This is a genomic window from Arthrobacter sp. ASL1 (genome assembly GCF_056680475.1).
Genome location: NZ_CM155284.1, coordinates 2,278,946 through 2,295,423, shown reverse-complemented (window position 1 = coordinate 2,295,423; position 16,478 = coordinate 2,278,946). Strand labels below are relative to the sequence as shown.

The following is a 16,478-nucleotide window of genomic DNA, read 5'->3' as shown; positions in this document are numbered from 1 at the left end:
TGACATGAGCACGATCCGCCCGCTGTGGCTGCTGCTGATTCTCCTGGGTTCCACCCTCCTCGGGTGGGTCGCGCAGGTGGCGCTGACGGGCAACGGCTACACCTCCCCGGTCCTGCAATGGCCCTCGCTGGTGACCATGGTCGCCGGGATGACGATCACCTTCGGCTTCGGCTGGCGTGTGCGCCGCTACACGCAGGGCAAGCTCAAGCGGCGGCTCGACCCGTTGCAGGCCGCCCGCACCCTGGTCCTGGCCCAGGCCACCGCCTACGCCGGTTCCCTCATCGCCGGGTGGCATGCCGGCATCCTGCTGGACCTGGTCCGCGGCGCGGGGCTGGGCAACCAGGTCGTGATCTCATCCTTGGTGATGATTGTTGCCTCGCTGGTCATGGTTATTGTGGGATGGGTCGTCGAACAGTTCTGCAAGCTACCGCCCGACGACCCATCCGCCCCGGAATCCCGGGGCCGGGAGCGCAAGGGGGACGAGGGGTATGCCGCAGGAACCAATTGACCCGACGGGACTGACGTTCCAACGGGTCTCCCCGGCCTATGCCAAGGTCCGGCTGGTTGGCTGGGGGATCTCGGCGTTGATCACCTGGGCCGTGCTGGCCGTCCCGTTGGTGCTCATGCTCACCGGCGTCTGGCCCGGATACCCCGCCTGGCTGGCCTGGGGCCTGCTCGGCGTCGCCGTCGTGGCCGACCTGGCCCGCATGGTCGTCATCCCGCGCCAGGTCCGCGCCATCGGCTATGCCGAGCGCGACGACGACCTGCTCATCCGCAGCGGCCTCATGTTCCAGAAGGTCCTGGTGGTCCCGTACGGGCGCATGCAATACGTCGATGTCGCCGTCGGTCCGGTGGACCGCGCGCTGGGGTTGTGCAAGGTCCAGCTCCATACCGCCTCCACCACGGCCAAGGCCGAAATCCCCGGGCTGCCCGCCGCCGAGGGGACCCGCCTGCGCGAACGACTCTCGGCCCGCGGCGAGGCGAGGCTGGCCGGGCTGTGAACGGCGAAACCACCGTCCCGGATCCCCCGGAGGACACGGTCCCCTGGCAGCGCGTCCACCCGGTCTCCCCGCTAATCCGCGGCTGGATCGCGGTGCTGGCGATCCTGTACTTCTTCGGCCAGAACTGGATCGAGAACATCTTCAATGCCGGCGACCGTTCAGATGACGGCGGAGGCTGGTCCTTCGCTCCCGGGCTGGTCTGGCTCATCGTCGGCGGCCTCGGCATCCTGCTGTTGATCATGGGCGTCTTCTTCCTGTCCTGGTACTTCACCAAGTACCAGGTGACCGAACGGCACGTGAACATCAATTCCGGCGTCGTCTTCCGCCAGCAGCGCCAGGCCCGCATCGACCGGGTGCAGGCCATCGACATCGTCCAGCCCCTGCTGGCACGGATCTTCGGCCTGGCCGAACTCAAGTTCGAGGTCGCGGACGCCGGGGCCACCGCGATGCGCCTGGCCTTCATCAGGATCGATGATGCCAAGGCGCTGCGCAACGACATCCTGGCCCGGGCCGCCGGCCTGAAACAGGTTCGTGCCCCGGCCGCCGAAGCGACCGGGCCCGGGAACGACGACGGAGCCCCCCGGCTGCCCCCGGCTCCCGCCCATGCCGCAGGGGCTGCCGCACCGACCACGCACCGCGTCCACCCCGGGGCCCCGGAGGCCCCGGAACGGGTCGTCGCGGTGGTCCCACCCAAACGCCTGATCGCCGCCACGTTGCTCTCACCTTGGATCGGATTCACGGTGCTGGCGGTCGTCGGGGGGATCATCGCGACCATCGCCTCGCACGGTGAATTCACGCTGCTGTACATGATCCCGTTCTTCATCGGCGTCGTGCCCGCACTCTGGGGCCAGTTCAACCAGGGCTACAACTTCCGGGCAGCCATGGGAGCCGACGGCCTGCGGTTGAGCTACGGGCTGCTCGACACCCGCCACCAGACCGTCCCCCCGGGCCGGGTCCAGGCGGTCATGGTCACCCAGGGCGTCATCTGGCGCCGCTTCGGGTGGCACAAGGTCGTCGTGAACGTCGCTGGATACGGCGGCCAGGGCGAGGACGCCACCCTGCGTTCCACCCTGTTGCCGGTCGGCACCCGGCAGGATGTCCTCAACGTGTTGGGCATCGTGCTGCCCGACCCCGGCACCGGCCGCCCGGCCGAACTCGTCGACGCCGGCATCGCCGGGGCCGGAAGTGCCGAGGGGTTCACCACGTCGCCCCGCAGCGCCCGCTGGCTCTCGCCGTTCGCCTACCGCCGCCAGGGGTTTGCGGTCACGGACACCGCGCTGTTCTCCCGGGCCGGGGTGCTCATCCACTCGCTGGTCATCGTCGCCCACGAACGCATCCAGGGCATCCTGCTGACCCAGGGTCCGCTGGACCGCAGGCTCGGGCTGACCGGGATCCAGCTGTGCACCACCGATGGGCCGATCTCGCCGCGGGTCAAGCAGATGGGGCTGGACGCCGGACGCGAGCTGTTCATGACCCAGGCCGACCGCGCTGCAACCGCCCGGCGGCTCAACGACCGCGACCACTGGCTTGAAGGGGAACACCATGGTTAAACCCGGCCGTCTGGGCGTCGGCATCATCGGCGCCGGCAAGGTCGGCGCCGTGCTCGGCGCCGCACTGCGCGCCGCCGAACACGCGGTCGTCGGCGTCCACGCCGTCTCCGAAACCTCCCGCGACCGCGCCGACGCGCTGCTGCCCGGGGTACCCGTGCTGGATATACCGGAAATCGTCAGGCGCTCCGAACTCGTGCTCCTGGCCGTCCCCGACGACGCGCTCGCCCCGCTGGTCCAGGGCCTGGCCGACGCCGGCCACTGGCAGACCGGACAGCTGGTGGTCCACACCGCCGGCCGCTACGGCACCGGCATCCTGGCCCCCGCCCAGGCGGCGGGGGCGATCCCGCTGGCCATCCATCCGGCGATGAGCTTCACCGGGATGAGCCTGGACCTGGATCGCCTGCAGGACTGCATGTTCGGGGTCACCGCGTCCTCGATGGTCCTGCCGATCGCCCAGGCCCTGGTCGTCGAGATGGGCGCCGAGTCCACGGTCATCGAGGAGTCCGACCGCGGCACCTACCATGCGGCCCTGGCCCACGCCTCGAACCACCTGGTCACCATCGCGGGCCAGTCGGCCGAACTGCTGCGCCGCATCGGTGTCGAGGCGCCCGAACGAGTCCTGGGACCGCTGATGCGCGGGTCGCTGGAGAACGCCCTGGCCTCCGGCGAGGGCGCCCTGACCGGTCCGGTGGCCCGCGGGGACACCGGGACGATCGACGTGCACCGTGCCGCCCTGGCCGCAGGAAACGTCCCGGCGGACATCCGCGACGCGTACCTGGCCATGGGCCGCGCCACCGCCCAGCGCGCCCTGGACCGCGGCCTGCTCACCGAGGCCCAGGCCGCCGCGATCCTCGACGCCCTGGCCTGACCCGCGCATGCACGACGGCGCTAGACTCGACGCGTGAAGACCGAAGAAACCCTGCACGACGACGGCACCCACACGGGTGCCGCGCGCCCACTTCTGGCCCGCACGGCCGGGGAACTGCGGAGCCTCTCGGCACGGCTTCTGGAAGAAGCGGCACCCGCGGGGCAGACCCGGCGCCTGGCGTTGGTCCCCACCATGGGGGCACTCCATGCGGGGCACGGGCACCTGGTGGAAGCCGCCCGCGCGGCCAACGACGTCGTCGTCGTCTCCGTGTTCGTCAACCCGTTGCAATTCGACGATCCGGCAGACTACGAGCGCTACCCGCGCACGCTGGACGCCGACATCGACCTGGTGGCCCGCGCGGGAGCGGACATCGTCTTCGCGCCCGGGGACGCCGAGGTCTATCCACAGGGGGCGCCGCTGGTCCGCCTCTCCAGCGGGAAGCTGGGGGAGAAGTTCGAGGGGGCGTCCCGTCCCGGCCACTTCGACGGGATGCTCGCCGTCGTGGCCCCGCTGCTGCACCACGCCGCACCGCCCGCCCTGGCTGCGGTCCCCGTGGAGTACAGCGCCTATTTCGGGCAGAAGGACGCCCAGCAGCTGGCCATCATCCGCCGCATGGTCGCCGATCTGGCCTACCCCGTCCAGATCCGCGCAGTGCCGATCGTGCGGTCCCCGGAGGGGCTGGCCTTGTCGAGCCGCAACCGCTTCCTCACCCCGGAGCAGGCCGAGGCGGCATTGGTCCTCAGCCGGGCGCTGTTCCTGTTGCGGGATCGTGCCGAGGCGCATGAGGCCCTGATGATCGACGACGCCGAGGCGCTCATCGCCAGCCAACCACTCGTTGACCTTGACTACCTCGAGGTCGTCGACCCGGATACCTTGGAGCCGCTGGCCTTCAATTGCCGCGAGACCCCGTTCACGGGCAGCGGGCTGGTCCTGGTGGCCGCACGAGTGGGCTCCGTCCGGCTGATCGACAACATGCCCCTCGGGGACGCCTGACCGGCGGCCCCCCGCCGCCGTGCACGATCGCCCTCGGCGCTACGGCCGGGACAGGATGCGGGTGAGCATGGATCGACCGTGTTCCTCGAAGCCCGCATCGCCCACCTCCCGCGACCACACGATGGTGCCGAGGGCCTGCATCAACTCGTCGAGCCGACGACCGGGCGCAGGAAACCCATCACCCGGTCCGGCGGCAGAGTCGGGCTCGGGGCCGTAGCCGTCCATGAAGGCGGTCCGGAGGTCGGGGCGGAGCACGAAGTCGTGGTGGTCCATCCGCACCAGATCCGAGTACCAGGGACGCAGCTCGGCCCGGCCGAAGTCGATGACGGCGATCTTTCCGCCGGGCCGGACCAGCCAGTTCCGGGGCTGGTAGTCCCCGTGTGTGGGGACCAGTTCCACCGGTTGGGGCCGGAAGCCATCCAACCAGTCGGCCACGCGCCCCAGCTGTTCCGTCGAGGCCAGCCCTGCGGCCCGGCCCAACCAGACACGTGTCTTGGTGGTCATGGATTCCTCATAGTGCGGCGCACGCCGGGGGGCGGTCCCGCGGTGCAGCCGTGCCAGCAGTGCCCCGGCCTGTCGGAAGGAGCCGGGGTCGTGCTCCTGGGCTGAGCCCAGGGCGATCCGGCCGGGGAGGAAGGTCTTCACGAGGACTCCCGCCAAGGCGTCGTAGCGGACCAGGGCGGGCACGTCGCCGCCCAGGTTTTCCAACCAGCGGGTGTGTGCCCGGTACTCGCGCTCCAGGTGGTGCGACGTTGCACTGGCCTTGAGCAGGAGTCGTCGGTCGTCGTGCACGAATTCGAGCACGGTGATGCCGTACGGCCAGCTGTGATCGGCCTCGATCACGGCTCCCGGGTAGGAGTTCTCCAGGTAGTCCCGTTGCCGGTCCGAGAGGCCCGGATGGCTCCAGGAGGGCAATCCGGTCAGCCCCACCGTTGGGCTGCAGCCAGCAGATGGGCGCGGAACCCTGCCAGGTCTGCGACGATTTCGGCAGCCGACTCGTTTCCGCCACTGAGCGCCGCGGACTGGCCGGCATACACCGGTGCCGTCGAGACATCGGCCTCGCGGCGTGCGGCGTTGACGGCGTCCGTGATGGCGGGATCTGCGGCGACCGCCGTGGTGAGTGCTTCTTCCTGGGTGCCCCATCGGTCGCTGAACGTATTGCGCAGGGCGCGGCCGCCGAACTCCTGCGGCCAGGGGATGCGCTGCGCGATGTCGAAGGCACGGGTGAAGACGGTGTCATCCAGACCGGCGACGGCGATGGCCCGTTTCACCCGGTCATGGCTGAGCGACTCGGTGCACGCGGCGAAACGCGTCCCCACCCACGCTGCCTGCGCTCCGGCGGCCAATACGGCGGCGACCCCGCGGGAATCGGCGATGCCGCCGGCGGCGATGACCGGTTTGCCGGTGGACGCCAGGGCCAGCTGCAACAAGGGAAGGGTGGCGACGTCGTTCCTGCCGTGCCCACCACCCTCGCCTCCACGGCAGACGACGACGTCGACATCCGGTTCCAGGGCTCGCTCCAGGTCGGCTTCATTGCCAACCTGCATGGCACACAGGGCCTCCGACTCGCGGATGAGTTCTGCCGCGGGCCCCGGATCGCCGAAACTGACGCACACCAGGGCGGGTCGTTCGGCGAGCAGGTGCTTCAGCGGGTCCAGGGACTCCTCCAGTACCCAGGCCATCAAGCCGGCGCCCCATGGGCGGTCGGACGCGCGGGCGAGGTCCGCCTGCCGGGAAATCCACTCCGGGGCGGCGCCGGAGCCGATGCCGATCATGCCCAGTCCGCCCGCCGTGCTCACGGCCGCGGCCAGGGCGCCCCCGGCGGCTCCTGCCATCGGCGCGTTCACAAGGGGTTCCCGCAACCCCAACCGGGCCAGCAGGTCGATAGGACGGGGTGGCAGGGGTAGTGCCTCGGACGGGAGATCAGGGGGCATCGACATGTCACCAGTCTAAGGAGCAACACTGTGACGCAGCACTCAAGAACCGTGTGGTCGTGTTGGGCCTGTGATCGGGCGCAACTGGCCCGGAATTCCGCGGAATTTTGGCGTCCCTGGACGAGAGCGCCCCCGATTTGGTGCGGGCCTCGATTCCGTGTAAAGTTTTCTGAGTCGCCGGGACGAGGACAGCGGAAACGCTGAAGATCGGGAGGCGGCCAAACCCTACAAATTCAGTCCATTTTGGACCGGAACGTACTGCGCTCCGAATCCTGGATGGTTGGTTGGGTAGTGTAGTGCAAAAAGCACCGGAAACGGTCGATTTGCGCGGCGACACGCGGTAGGGTAAGTTAGACAAGTTGCTCCAGAGCGTAGCGGCCGGCCGGATGGCGGGTTCGTGGAGGTTGGAAGCGTCTGTTGTTTGAGAACTCAATAGTGTGCCATGTTTGTTGACACCGATTTTTTATGAATTGGTGAATGGTCTTTTGTGGGTGCACCCCCGTGTGCTCGCAGGGACATATTTGCCGGGTTCAGTAACTTGGTGCAGTCCTTCCCTTGTTTTCCCTTGGGTTGTTGGCTGTGTCTGTATTTTTTTACGGAGAGTTTGATCCTGGCTCAGGATGAACGCTGGCGGCGTGCTTAACACATGCAAGTCGAACGATGATCCCGGTGCTTGCACCGGGTGATTAGTGGCGAACGGGTGAGTAACACGTGAGTAACCTGCCCCCGACTCTGGGATAAGCCCGGGAAACTGGGTCTAATACCGGATATTCACTTCCTTCCGCATGGGGGGTGGTGGAAAGATTTATCGGTGGGGGATGGACTCGCGGCCTATCAGCTTGTTGGTGGGGTAATGGCCCACCAAGGCGACGACGGGTAGCCGGCCTGAGAGGGTGACCGGCCACACTGGGACTGAGACACGGCCCAGACTCCTACGGGAGGCAGCAGTGGGGAATATTGCACAATGGGCGAAAGCCTGATGCAGCGACGCCGCGTGAGGGATGACGGCCTTCGGGTTGTAAACCTCTTTCAGTAGGGAAGAAGCGAAAGTGACGGTACCTGCAGAAGAAGCGCCGGCTAACTACGTGCCAGCAGCCGCGGTAATACGTAGGGCGCAAGCGTTATCCGGAATTATTGGGCGTAAAGAGCTCGTAGGCGGTTTGTCGCGTCTGCCGTGAAAGTCCGGGGCTCAACCCCGGATCTGCGGTGGGTACGGGCAGACTAGAGTGATGTAGGGGAGACTGGAATTCCTGGTGTAGCGGTGAAATGCGCAGATATCAGGAGGAACACCGATGGCGAAGGCAGGTCTCTGGGCATTAACTGACGCTGAGGAGCGAAAGCATGGGGAGCGAACAGGATTAGATACCCTGGTAGTCCATGCCGTAAACGTTGGGCACTAGATGTGGGGGACATTCCACGTTTTCCGCGTCGTAGCTAACGCATTAAGTGCCCCGCCTGGGGAGTACGGCCGCAAGGCTAAAACTCAAAGGAATTGACGGGGGCCCGCACAAGCGGCGGAGCATGCGGATTAATTCGATGCAACGCGAAGAACCTTACCAAGGCTTGACATGGGCCGGATCGCCGCAGAAATGTGGTTTCCCCTTTGGGGCCGGTTCACAGGTGGTGCATGGTTGTCGTCAGCTCGTGTCGTGAGATGTTGGGTTAAGTCCCGCAACGAGCGCAACCCTCGTTCCATGTTGCCAGCACGTAGTGGTGGGGACTCATGGGAGACTGCCGGGGTCAACTCGGAGGAAGGTGGGGACGACGTCAAATCATCATGCCCCTTATGTCTTGGGCTTCACGCATGCTACAATGGCCGGTACAATGGGTTGCGATACTGTGAGGTGGAGCTAATCCCAAAAAGCCGGTCTCAGTTCGGATTGGGGTCTGCAACTCGACCCCATGAAGTCGGAGTCGCTAGTAATCGCAGATCAGCAACGCTGCGGTGAATACGTTCCCGGGCCTTGTACACACCGCCCGTCAAGTCACGAAAGTTGGTAACACCCGAAGCCGGTGGCCCAACCCCTTGTGGGAGGGAGCCGTCGAAGGTGGGACCGGCGATTGGGACTAAGTCGTAACAAGGTAGCCGTACCGGAAGGTGCGGCTGGATCACCTCCTTTCTAAGGAGCAGCTAGCATCGCGGGGCCTGCCACTTGGTGGGTTTTCTTGTGGTGTTCAGTGTTTGCCCGTTTCTGCCACTTGTGTTGGCAGGCGGGTGCTCATGGGTGGAATGTCAACGAATCATGGCCTGGGATCCGCGGATCCCGGTTATCCAGTACGCAGTCCCGTTGACGGGGTTGTTGGAACGATGCCGGGGGATGTGAATGGTCCTCGGGTCTTTGGCACACTGTTGGGCCCTGAAACAACAGGCCCCTTTTACCGGTTCGTGCCGGCACTTCTGGTGTCGGTCGTGGTGGTGGTTGGGTTTTGTTTGTTTTGGCTCCCGCGCATGGCCTATGCCACGTACCTTGATCCGGTCCCTTTTGGGGGGTTGGTGGTGCTGGTGGTGGGTGTGACGGGGTTGTTGTTTGGGAACTGCATAGTGGACGCGAGCATCTTGCAAGGACAACGCGTGATTGGCCTGCCTACCCTTTTTGGGGTGGGTGGTCTTTTGTGTGTTGTGTTTGCGAAAGCAATTATTTGAGAATCCCCAGCATCTTTTGGGTGTTGGTGGTTCTCTCGATCAAATGCTCTTGTGGAATGACCTTTTTGTGGTCAAGTTTTCAAGGGCGCATGGTGGATGCCTTGGCATCAGGAGCCGAAGAAGGACGTGGGAATCTGCGATAAGCCTGGAGGAGTCGATAACCGGACGTTGATACCAGGATTTCCGAATGGGGAAACCCCGCACGGCGTCATGTCGTGTGACCCGTAGCTGAACACATAGGCTGCGTGGAGGGAACGCGGGGAAGTGAAACATCTCAGTACCCGCAGGAAGAGAAAACAACAGTGATTCCGTGAGTAGTGGCGAGCGAAAGCGGATGGGGCTAAACCGATCCATGTGTGATAGCCGGCGGGCGTTGCATGGGCGGGGTCGTGGGACCAGCCATTCCAGTTCTGCCGGACTGGGGAAGTGAGGTGCGGGTGCATAGGCGAACCGGTTTGAAGGCCGGACCATAGGGGGTGTTAGTCCCGTAGCCGTAATGTCCTCCGCCGCTTTGTGTTGGTATCCCAAGTAGCACGGGGCCCGAGAAATCCCGTGTGAATCTGCCAGGACCACCTGGTAAGCCTGAATACTTCCTGATGACCGATAGCGGACAAGTACCGTGAGGGAAAGGTGAAAAGTACCCCGGGAGGGGAGTGAAATAGTACCTGAAACCATGTGCCTACAATCCGTCGGAGCCACCTTGTTGTGGTGACGGCGTGCCTTTTGAAGAATGAGCCTGCGAGTTAGTGCCGTGTCGCGAGGTTAACCCGTGTGGGGAAGCCGTAGCGAAAGCGAGTCTGAACAGGGCGTTCAGTGGCGCGGTCTAGACCCGAAGCGAAGTGATCTACCCATGGCCAGGTTGAAGCGTGTGTAAGAGCGCGTGGAGGACCGAACCCACTTCAGTTGAAAATGGAGGGGATGAGCTGTGGGTAGGGGTGAAAGGCCAATCAAACTTCGTGATAGCTGGTTCTCCCCGAAATGCATTTAGGTGCAGCGTTGCGTGTTTCTTGCCGGAGGTAGAGCGACTGGATGGCTAATGGGCCCTACAAGGTTACTGACGTCAGCCAAACTCCGAATGCCGGTAAGTCAGAGCGTGGCAGTGAGACTGTGGGGGATAAGCTTCATAGTCGAGAGGGAAACAGCCCAGAACGCCAACTAAGGCCCCCAAGCGTGTGCTAAGTGGAAAAGGATGTGGAGTTGCGAAGACAACCAGGAGGTTGGCTTAGAAGCAGCCATCCTTGAAAGAGTGCGTAATAGCTCACTGGTCAAGTGATTCCGCGCCGACAATGTAGCGGGGCTCAAGCACACCGCCGAAGTTGCGTCATCCAGGTACATAGGTAGGCCTTCGTGGTCCAGCCGCCTGGGTGGGTAGGGGAGCGTCGTGCCGGCAGTGAAGCCACGGTGTGAACCAGTGGTGGAGACGGCACGAGTGAGAATGCAGGCATGAGTAGCGAAAGACGGGTGAGAAACCCGTCCGCCGAATGATCAAGGGTTCCAGGGTCAAGCTAATCTGCCCTGGGTGAGTCGGGACCTAAGGCGAGGCCGACAGGCGTAGTCGATGGACAACGGGTTGATATTCCCGTACCGGTGAAGGACCGTCCCTACCGGACTGGCGATGCTAACCGCCCCAGACACCCACCATCCTTCCTTCGGGAAGGGTATCGGGTGCGAGGCGCGGGACCCGAGCCAGCGAGGTCAACGTATTAACAGGTGTGACGCAGGAAGGTAGCCGGGCCAGGCAATGGAATCGTCCTGGTCCAAGGGTGTAGGCCGAACGGTAGGCAAATCCGCCGTTCACATAGGTTGAGACCCGATAGGCGCCCACTTTGGTGGGTGATCCGGTGATCCTATGCTGCCAAGAAAAGCATCGACGTGAGGTCCAAGCCGCCCGTACCCCAAACCGACACAGGTGATCAGGTAGAGAATACCAAGGCGATCGAGAGAATCATGGTTAAGGAACTCGGCAAAATGCCCCCGTAACTTCGGGAGAAGGGGGGCCCCAACCTTGAACACCACTTGCTGGTGGGAGGGGATCGGGGCCGCAGAGACCAGGGGGAAGCGACTGTTTACTAAAAACACAGGTCCGTGCGAAGTCGCAAGACGATGTATACGGACTGACTCCTGCCCGGTGCTGGAAGGTTAAGAGGACCGGTTAGCCCCTTGTGGGCGAAGCTGGGAATTCAAGCCCCAGTAAACGGCGGTGGTAACTATAACCATCCTAAGGTAGCGAAATTCCTTGTCGGGTAAGTTCCGACCTGCACGAATGGAGTAACGACTTCCCCGCTGTCTCAACCATGAACTCGGCGAAATTGCAGTACGAGTAAAGATGCTCGTTACGCGCAGCAGGACGGAAAGACCCCGAGACCTTTACTATAGTTTGGTATTGGTGTTCGGTGCGGCTTGTGTAGGATAGGTGGGAGACGTTGAAGCGGGCACGCCAGTGTTCGTGGAGTCATCGTTGAAATACCACTCTGGCCGTACCGGATTCCTAACTTCGGCCCATGATCTGGGTCAGGGACAGTGCCTGATGGGTAGTTTAACTGGGGCGGTTGCCTCCTAAAGAGTAACGGAGGCGCCCAAAGGTTCCCTCAGCCTGGTTGGCAATCAGGTGGCGAGTGTAAGTGCACAAGGGAGCTTGACTGTGAGAGTGACAGCTCGAGCAGGGACGAAAGTCGGGACTAGTGATCCGGCGGCACGTTGTGGAACGGCCGTCGCTCAACGGATAAAAGGTACCTCGGGGATAACAGGCTGATCTTGCCCAAGAGTCCATATCGACGGCATGGTTTGGCACCTCGATGTCGGCTCGTCGCATCCTGGGGCTGGAGTAGGTCCCAAGGGTTGGGCTGTTCGCCCATTAAAGCGGTACGCGAGCTGGGTTTAGAACGTCGTGAGACAGTTCGGTCCCTATCCGCTGCGCGCGCAGGAAATTTGAGAAGAGCTGTCCTTAGTACGAGAGGACCGGGACGGACGAACCTCTGGTGTGTCAGTTGTACTGCCAAGTGCACCGCTGATTTGCTACGTTCGGAAGGGATAACCGCTGAAAGCATCTAAGCGGGAAGCCCACTTCGAGATGAGATTTCCATACACGTTTATCGTGTGGGAGGCCCCCAGCCAGACCACTGGGTTGATAGGCAGGATGTGGAAGCGGGGACTAAAGACCCGTGGAGCTGACCTGTACTAATAGGCCGATAACTTACACCACAAAACACCACACACCTTGTGTGTGGGCAAGCATGCTGCGTCCACTATGCGGTTGCGGGACAACAACCCCCAACCAACCACACCACCACCACCCGACCCACTTTGTGGGTCCGGGTTGTGGTGGGAAACACCCCCATGGCGGGGTGTGCTGGTTGGTCGGGGAGCGCCTGGCCATAATAGAATAGATACACCAACGCACCCCACACCCCCTCCAGGGGTTGGGGGAGCGCACGGTAACTGGTTTTCCCACCAAACACCCCCCGGGGTGCTTGGATCGGGTCGAAGAGTTACGGCGGTCATAGCGTGGGGGAAACGCCCGGTCCCATACCGAACCCGGAAGCTAAGACCCACAGCGCCGATGGTACTGCACTCGGGAGGGTGTGGGAGAGTAGGACGCCGCCGGACCATCATTGGGCCCAGGGCCCTGGACAACAGTCCAGGGCCCTGAGTCATTTAAGGTCCCTGTTTCGCATGGCCGGTTCGAGGGTGGCTCAAGTTTCGCGTTCAGGGGAACACGAGCCGGCGCCCAGCCGACGGGCGGCCCGCATCAGTAGGGTGGTGGAAGAACGTCACCGGCGCCACACACGTGCGGGCGCCCTCAATCGATGAGGAACCCATGACTGCAGAACCTACTTCGCCGATGAGCCCGGCGTCCGAAACGACTACCGACCACCGTGACCATGGCATCAGGATCCAAGACGACCTGTACCGCCACGTCAACGGCCAGTGGTTGGCAACCGCCGAAATCCCCGGAGACCAGGGCAGCTACGGTTCGTTCATGAAATTGCGCGACGACGCGGAAGCCGCAGTCCACGCCATTATCCTGGAAGCCCAGCAGGCTCCTGCCGAGGCAGATGGATTGGCGGACCCAAGGAAGGAGCGGATCGGTGCCCTGTTCACGAGCTTCATGGACGAGACGTCCATTGAGGCGCGGGGCATGGAGCCCATCCGGGATGACCTCGCTGCCATCTACGGCACTTCCAGCATCGAGCAAGTCCTCACCCTGAGCGGTAGCCTGCAGCGCCGTGGCGTCTCGGGGCTCTACCAGGCCGGTGCCAATTCCGACGCAGGGCAGCCCGATCGCAATGTGCTCTCGTTGATCCAGTCGGGCCTCGGATTGCCCGATGAGTCCTATTATCGTGAAGAGCAGTTCGCAGGGCTCCTCGCCGAATACCAGACGCACCTGGGGCGGCTCCTGGCTCTGGCCGAGGTGCCACACGCCGTGGAAGCCGCTGCCGGCGTCGTGCAGCTGGAAACCGCTCTCGCTGCACACCACTGGGATGCCGTGAGGTGCCGCGATGCCCAGGCCCGATACAACCTGATGGATGCCGACGCCCTGTTCGCACTGCAGCCGACACTGCGGCTCTGGCTCGAGGGGGCGGGCATCGAGGAGAAGTACTACTCGGAGGTCGACGTGTGGCAGCCGAGCTATCTGGAGGGCATCGAGGTCCTGCTGCGCGAGCAGCCGCTGAGCGCATGGCGTGACTGGTTGACGGTCCAGGTGGTCCGCAGCAACGCTTCCTTCCTTTCCTCGGCATTCGTTGAGGAGAACTTCTCCTTCTATTCGGCCAAACTCGGCGGGGTGACCGAAATGCGTCCGCGGTGGAAGCGCGGTGTGGCCTTCACCGAGGGTGCCGTCGGCGAGGATATCGGCCAGCTCTATGTCGAGCGCCACTTCGGACAGCGAAGCAAGGACCTCATGGAGGAACTGGTGGCGAACCTCATCGCCGCCTACCGGGGTTCCATCGGGTCGCTGACCTGGATGACCGAGGGGACGCGGGAGCGCGCCCTGGAGAAGCTGTCGCTGTTCCGCCCGAAGATCGGCTACCCGGTGAAGTGGATCGACTACAGCGCTGTGACGGCCGATCCCGAGGACCTGATCGGCAACGTCGCCAGTGCGAACGAATTTGAATTCACGCGGGAACTGGACAAGATCGACGATGGCGTCGACAAGGACCTGTGGTTCATGTACCCGCAAACGGTCAACGCCTACTACCACCCGCTACTCAACGAGATCGGGTTCCCCGCCGCCATCCTGCGCAGCCCGTTCTTCGACCCCGATCGGGATTCCGCGTCGAACTACGGGGCCATCGGAGCCGTCATCGGGCACGAAATCGGCCATGGATTCGACGACCAGGGCTCCCAATTCGATGGCACCGGCCAGCTCCGCGACTGGTGGACACCCGAAGACCGCGAGGCGTTCGAGAAGCTGACCGGGAAACTGGTTGACCAATATGAGGCCCTGGTGCCTTCGGAAGCGCCCGAGCAGCACGTCAACGGCAAGCTCACCCTGGGCGAGAACATCGGGGACCTCGGAGGGCTCGGCATCGCCTACAGGGCCTACCAGCTGGACCTGGCAGCGCGCGGTCTCACCGTCGACGAGGTGATCGACGGCCTCAGCGGGGACCAGCGGTTCTTCCACAGCTGGGCCGAATGCTGGCGCTCCTTGACCCGCCCCGAAACGATGGTCACCCGAATCACCACCGACCCCCACTCTCCGGGGGAGTTCCGCTGCAACCAGGTGGTCCGCAACATGGACTCCTTCCACAACGCGTTCGGCACCCAGCCCGGGGACGGCATGTGGCTGGATCCTGCCGAACGGGTCGAGATCTGGTGATCATTCCCGCCGTCGTCGTGGCCGCAGCAGCTGCGGCGACGATGGGAACGGCTACGGCCACGGCGCCGCAGTGACCGGCGGCACAGACCGGACGCATCGTGGCTGGGTGGCGCCCCGAGCACGTAGAATTGACGACTGTGACTGCTGACCAGACTCGTACCGCCCCCACCTCCGCCGAGACCGTCGACACCCGTGACCAGCGGCTGATTCGCCTGGCCAAGCGGGCCGAATTGCTTGAATCCGGCCGCGAGGCCTACCCGGTCGGGGTCGAACGCACCCACACGCTGCTCGAGGTCCGCGATAAGTACGCGCACCTCGCAGCGGGCGAGGAGACCGAGGACATCGTCGGCATCGCCGGACGCATCGTGTTCGCCCGCAACACCGGGAAGCTGTGTTTCGCAACGCTGCAGGAGTCCGGCCCCCACGGAGTGGCAGTGCGGCTGCAGGCGATGCTGTCACTGGCCAACGTCGGGGAGGAGTCCCTGGCCGATTGGAAGCGGCTCACCGACCTGGGTGACCACGTCTTCGTGAGGGGCGCAGTCATCTCCTCGCGCCGCGGGGAACTCTCCGTGATGGTTACCGACTGGCAGATGGCATCCAAGGCGCTGCGTCCGATGCCGGTGTTGCACGCCGACCTCAACGACGAAATGCGGGTACGGCAGCGCTACGCCGACCTCATGGTGAGGGATGAGGCCCGCGCGATGATCTACAGGCGCGACGCCGTCACGCGGGCCGTCCGCGATACCCTCTATGGACACGGCTACGTGGAGGTGGAGACCCCCATGCTCCAGCTGGTCCACGGTGGCGCCTCTGCCCGCCCATTCCACACCCACCTGAATGCATTCGAACAGGACATGACGCTGCGGATCGCCACGGAGCTGTACCTGAAGCGCACCGTCGTCGGTGGCATCCCGCGCGTCTTCGAGGTCGGCCGGCTGTTCCGCAACGAGGGTGTGGACTCCACCCACTCCCCGGAGTTCACAACGCTGGAATGCTACGAGATCTACGCCGACCAGTTCGTGATGGCAGAACGCATCCAAGAAATCATCCTCAACGCCGCCGACGCCGTGGGCGCCGGTCGGCAGATCGAGACATCCAAGGGGATCATCGACCTCGACGGCGAATGGCGGTGGCTCGGTGTCTATCCTGGGCTTTCCGAAGCCGTTGGCAGTGAGATCACCCCGGACACGACGGCTGACGAACTGCGGTCGATCGCCGCGGCCCACGAGGTCAAGTTCGATCCGAAGTGGGGGGCCGAGAAGCTGGTCATCGAGCTCTTCGGGGAAATCGTGGAGCCGACACTGATCGACCCGACGTTCGTCTACGACTACCCGCCGGCCGCCCAGCCGCTGGCCCGACCTCACCGGTCCCGACCGGGCGTCATCGAAGCCTGGGACCTGATCATCGGCGGCATGGAACGCGGAACCGCATTCTCCGAGCTCATTGACCCGGTGATCCAGCGGGAACGGCTCACCGAGCAGTCCCTGCTCGCCGCAGGCGGCGACGACGAGGCGATGCAGCTGGACGAGGACTTCCTGCGCGCCCTGGAATACGGCGCACCGCCCATGGGAGGCATCGGACTGGGCATCGATCGGCTGGTCATGCTCTTCACCGACGCCGGCATCCGCGAAACCATCCTCTACCCCTTGCTGAAACCGGAGGCCTAACCC

The 16,478-nt window shown here is 64.1% G+C and carries 10 protein-coding genes and 3 rRNA genes; 11 read left to right on the top strand and 2 right to left on the bottom strand.

Annotated features, from left to right (window positions below; translation table 11 throughout):
• Nucleotides 1-4: 4 nt before the first annotated feature.
• From AC1MEQ_RS10845 to panC, 5 genes are read left to right on the top strand one after another with little or no spacing between them, the layout of a single operon-like run.
• On the top strand, nucleotides 5-508 hold the full coding sequence (locus AC1MEQ_RS10845) for a DUF3180 domain-containing protein (RefSeq protein WP_479790626.1): 504 nt from the start codon (nucleotides 5-7) through the stop codon (nucleotides 506-508).
• Nucleotides 489-1,001, top strand: a complete 513-nt coding sequence (locus tag AC1MEQ_RS10840) for a PH domain-containing protein (protein ID WP_479790624.1) — start codon at nucleotides 489-491, stop codon at nucleotides 999-1,001. The genes AC1MEQ_RS10845 and AC1MEQ_RS10840 overlap by 20 nt, the downstream gene beginning before the upstream one ends.
• The gene (locus AC1MEQ_RS10835) at nucleotides 998-2,551 is read left to right on the top strand and encodes a PH domain-containing protein (RefSeq protein ID WP_479790623.1); all 1,554 of its coding nucleotides are present in this window, start codon (nucleotides 998-1,000) and stop codon (nucleotides 2,549-2,551) included. The genes AC1MEQ_RS10840 and AC1MEQ_RS10835 overlap by 4 nt, the downstream gene beginning before the upstream one ends.
• Nucleotides 2,544-3,419 carry a Rossmann-like and DUF2520 domain-containing protein gene (locus tag AC1MEQ_RS10830; RefSeq protein WP_479790621.1) on the top strand — a complete coding sequence of 292 codons (876 nt, stop codon included), beginning with the start codon at nucleotides 2,544-2,546 and terminating at the stop codon, nucleotides 3,417-3,419. Before AC1MEQ_RS10835 ends, AC1MEQ_RS10830 begins: the two co-directional genes overlap by 8 nt.
• A gap of 33 nt (nucleotides 3,420-3,452) precedes the next feature.
• Complete coding sequence (panC, locus tag AC1MEQ_RS10825) at nucleotides 3,453-4,412, top strand: pantoate--beta-alanine ligase (RefSeq protein WP_479790618.1); 960 nt, start codon at nucleotides 3,453-3,455, stop codon at nucleotides 4,410-4,412.
• A 39-nt stretch (nucleotides 4,413-4,451) separates the two neighbouring features.
• Here panC and AC1MEQ_RS10820 read toward each other — a convergent pair whose 3' ends face one another.
• Nucleotides 4,452-5,327 (bottom strand): aminoglycoside phosphotransferase family protein, encoded by an 876-nt coding sequence (locus AC1MEQ_RS10820; RefSeq protein WP_479790616.1) that lies wholly within the window; start codon nucleotides 5,325-5,327, stop codon nucleotides 4,452-4,454.
• Nucleotides 5,328-5,332: 5 nt separating this feature from the next.
• Nucleotides 5,333-6,352: an NAD(P)H-dependent flavin oxidoreductase gene (locus tag AC1MEQ_RS10815; RefSeq protein ID WP_479790614.1), complete on the bottom strand. Its 1,020-nt coding sequence runs from the start codon at nucleotides 6,350-6,352 to the stop codon at nucleotides 5,333-5,335.
• Between the two features lie 586 nt (nucleotides 6,353-6,938).
• On the opposite strand from AC1MEQ_RS10815, the gene AC1MEQ_RS10810 reads away from it, so the two are divergent.
• From AC1MEQ_RS10810 to lysS, 6 genes are all read left to right on the top strand, one after another.
• A 16S ribosomal RNA gene (locus tag AC1MEQ_RS10810) occupies nucleotides 6,939-8,466 on the top strand.
• A gap of 329 nt (nucleotides 8,467-8,795) precedes the next feature.
• Entirely contained in the window at nucleotides 8,796-8,990 is a 195-nt protein-coding gene (locus AC1MEQ_RS10805; protein WP_479790613.1) for a hypothetical protein, read from the top strand.
• A gap of 69 nt (nucleotides 8,991-9,059) precedes the next feature.
• Nucleotides 9,060-12,192: ribosomal RNA gene (locus AC1MEQ_RS10800) — 23S ribosomal RNA — on the top strand.
• Nucleotides 12,193-12,479: 287 nt separating this feature from the next.
• A 5S ribosomal RNA gene (gene rrf, locus AC1MEQ_RS10795) occupies nucleotides 12,480-12,596 on the top strand.
• The 16S, 23S and 5S rRNA genes sit together here, the layout of an rRNA operon.
• 211 nt (nucleotides 12,597-12,807) lie before the next feature.
• Nucleotides 12,808-14,808 carry a M13 family metallopeptidase gene (locus tag AC1MEQ_RS10790; protein ID WP_479790612.1) on the top strand — a complete coding sequence of 667 codons (2,001 nt, stop codon included), beginning with the start codon at nucleotides 12,808-12,810 and terminating at the stop codon, nucleotides 14,806-14,808.
• A 137-nt stretch (nucleotides 14,809-14,945) separates the two neighbouring features.
• Entirely contained in the window at nucleotides 14,946-16,475 is a 1,530-nt protein-coding gene (lysS, locus tag AC1MEQ_RS10785) for a lysine--tRNA ligase (protein ID WP_479790610.1), read from the top strand.
• Nucleotides 16,476-16,478: the final 3 nt, after the last annotated feature.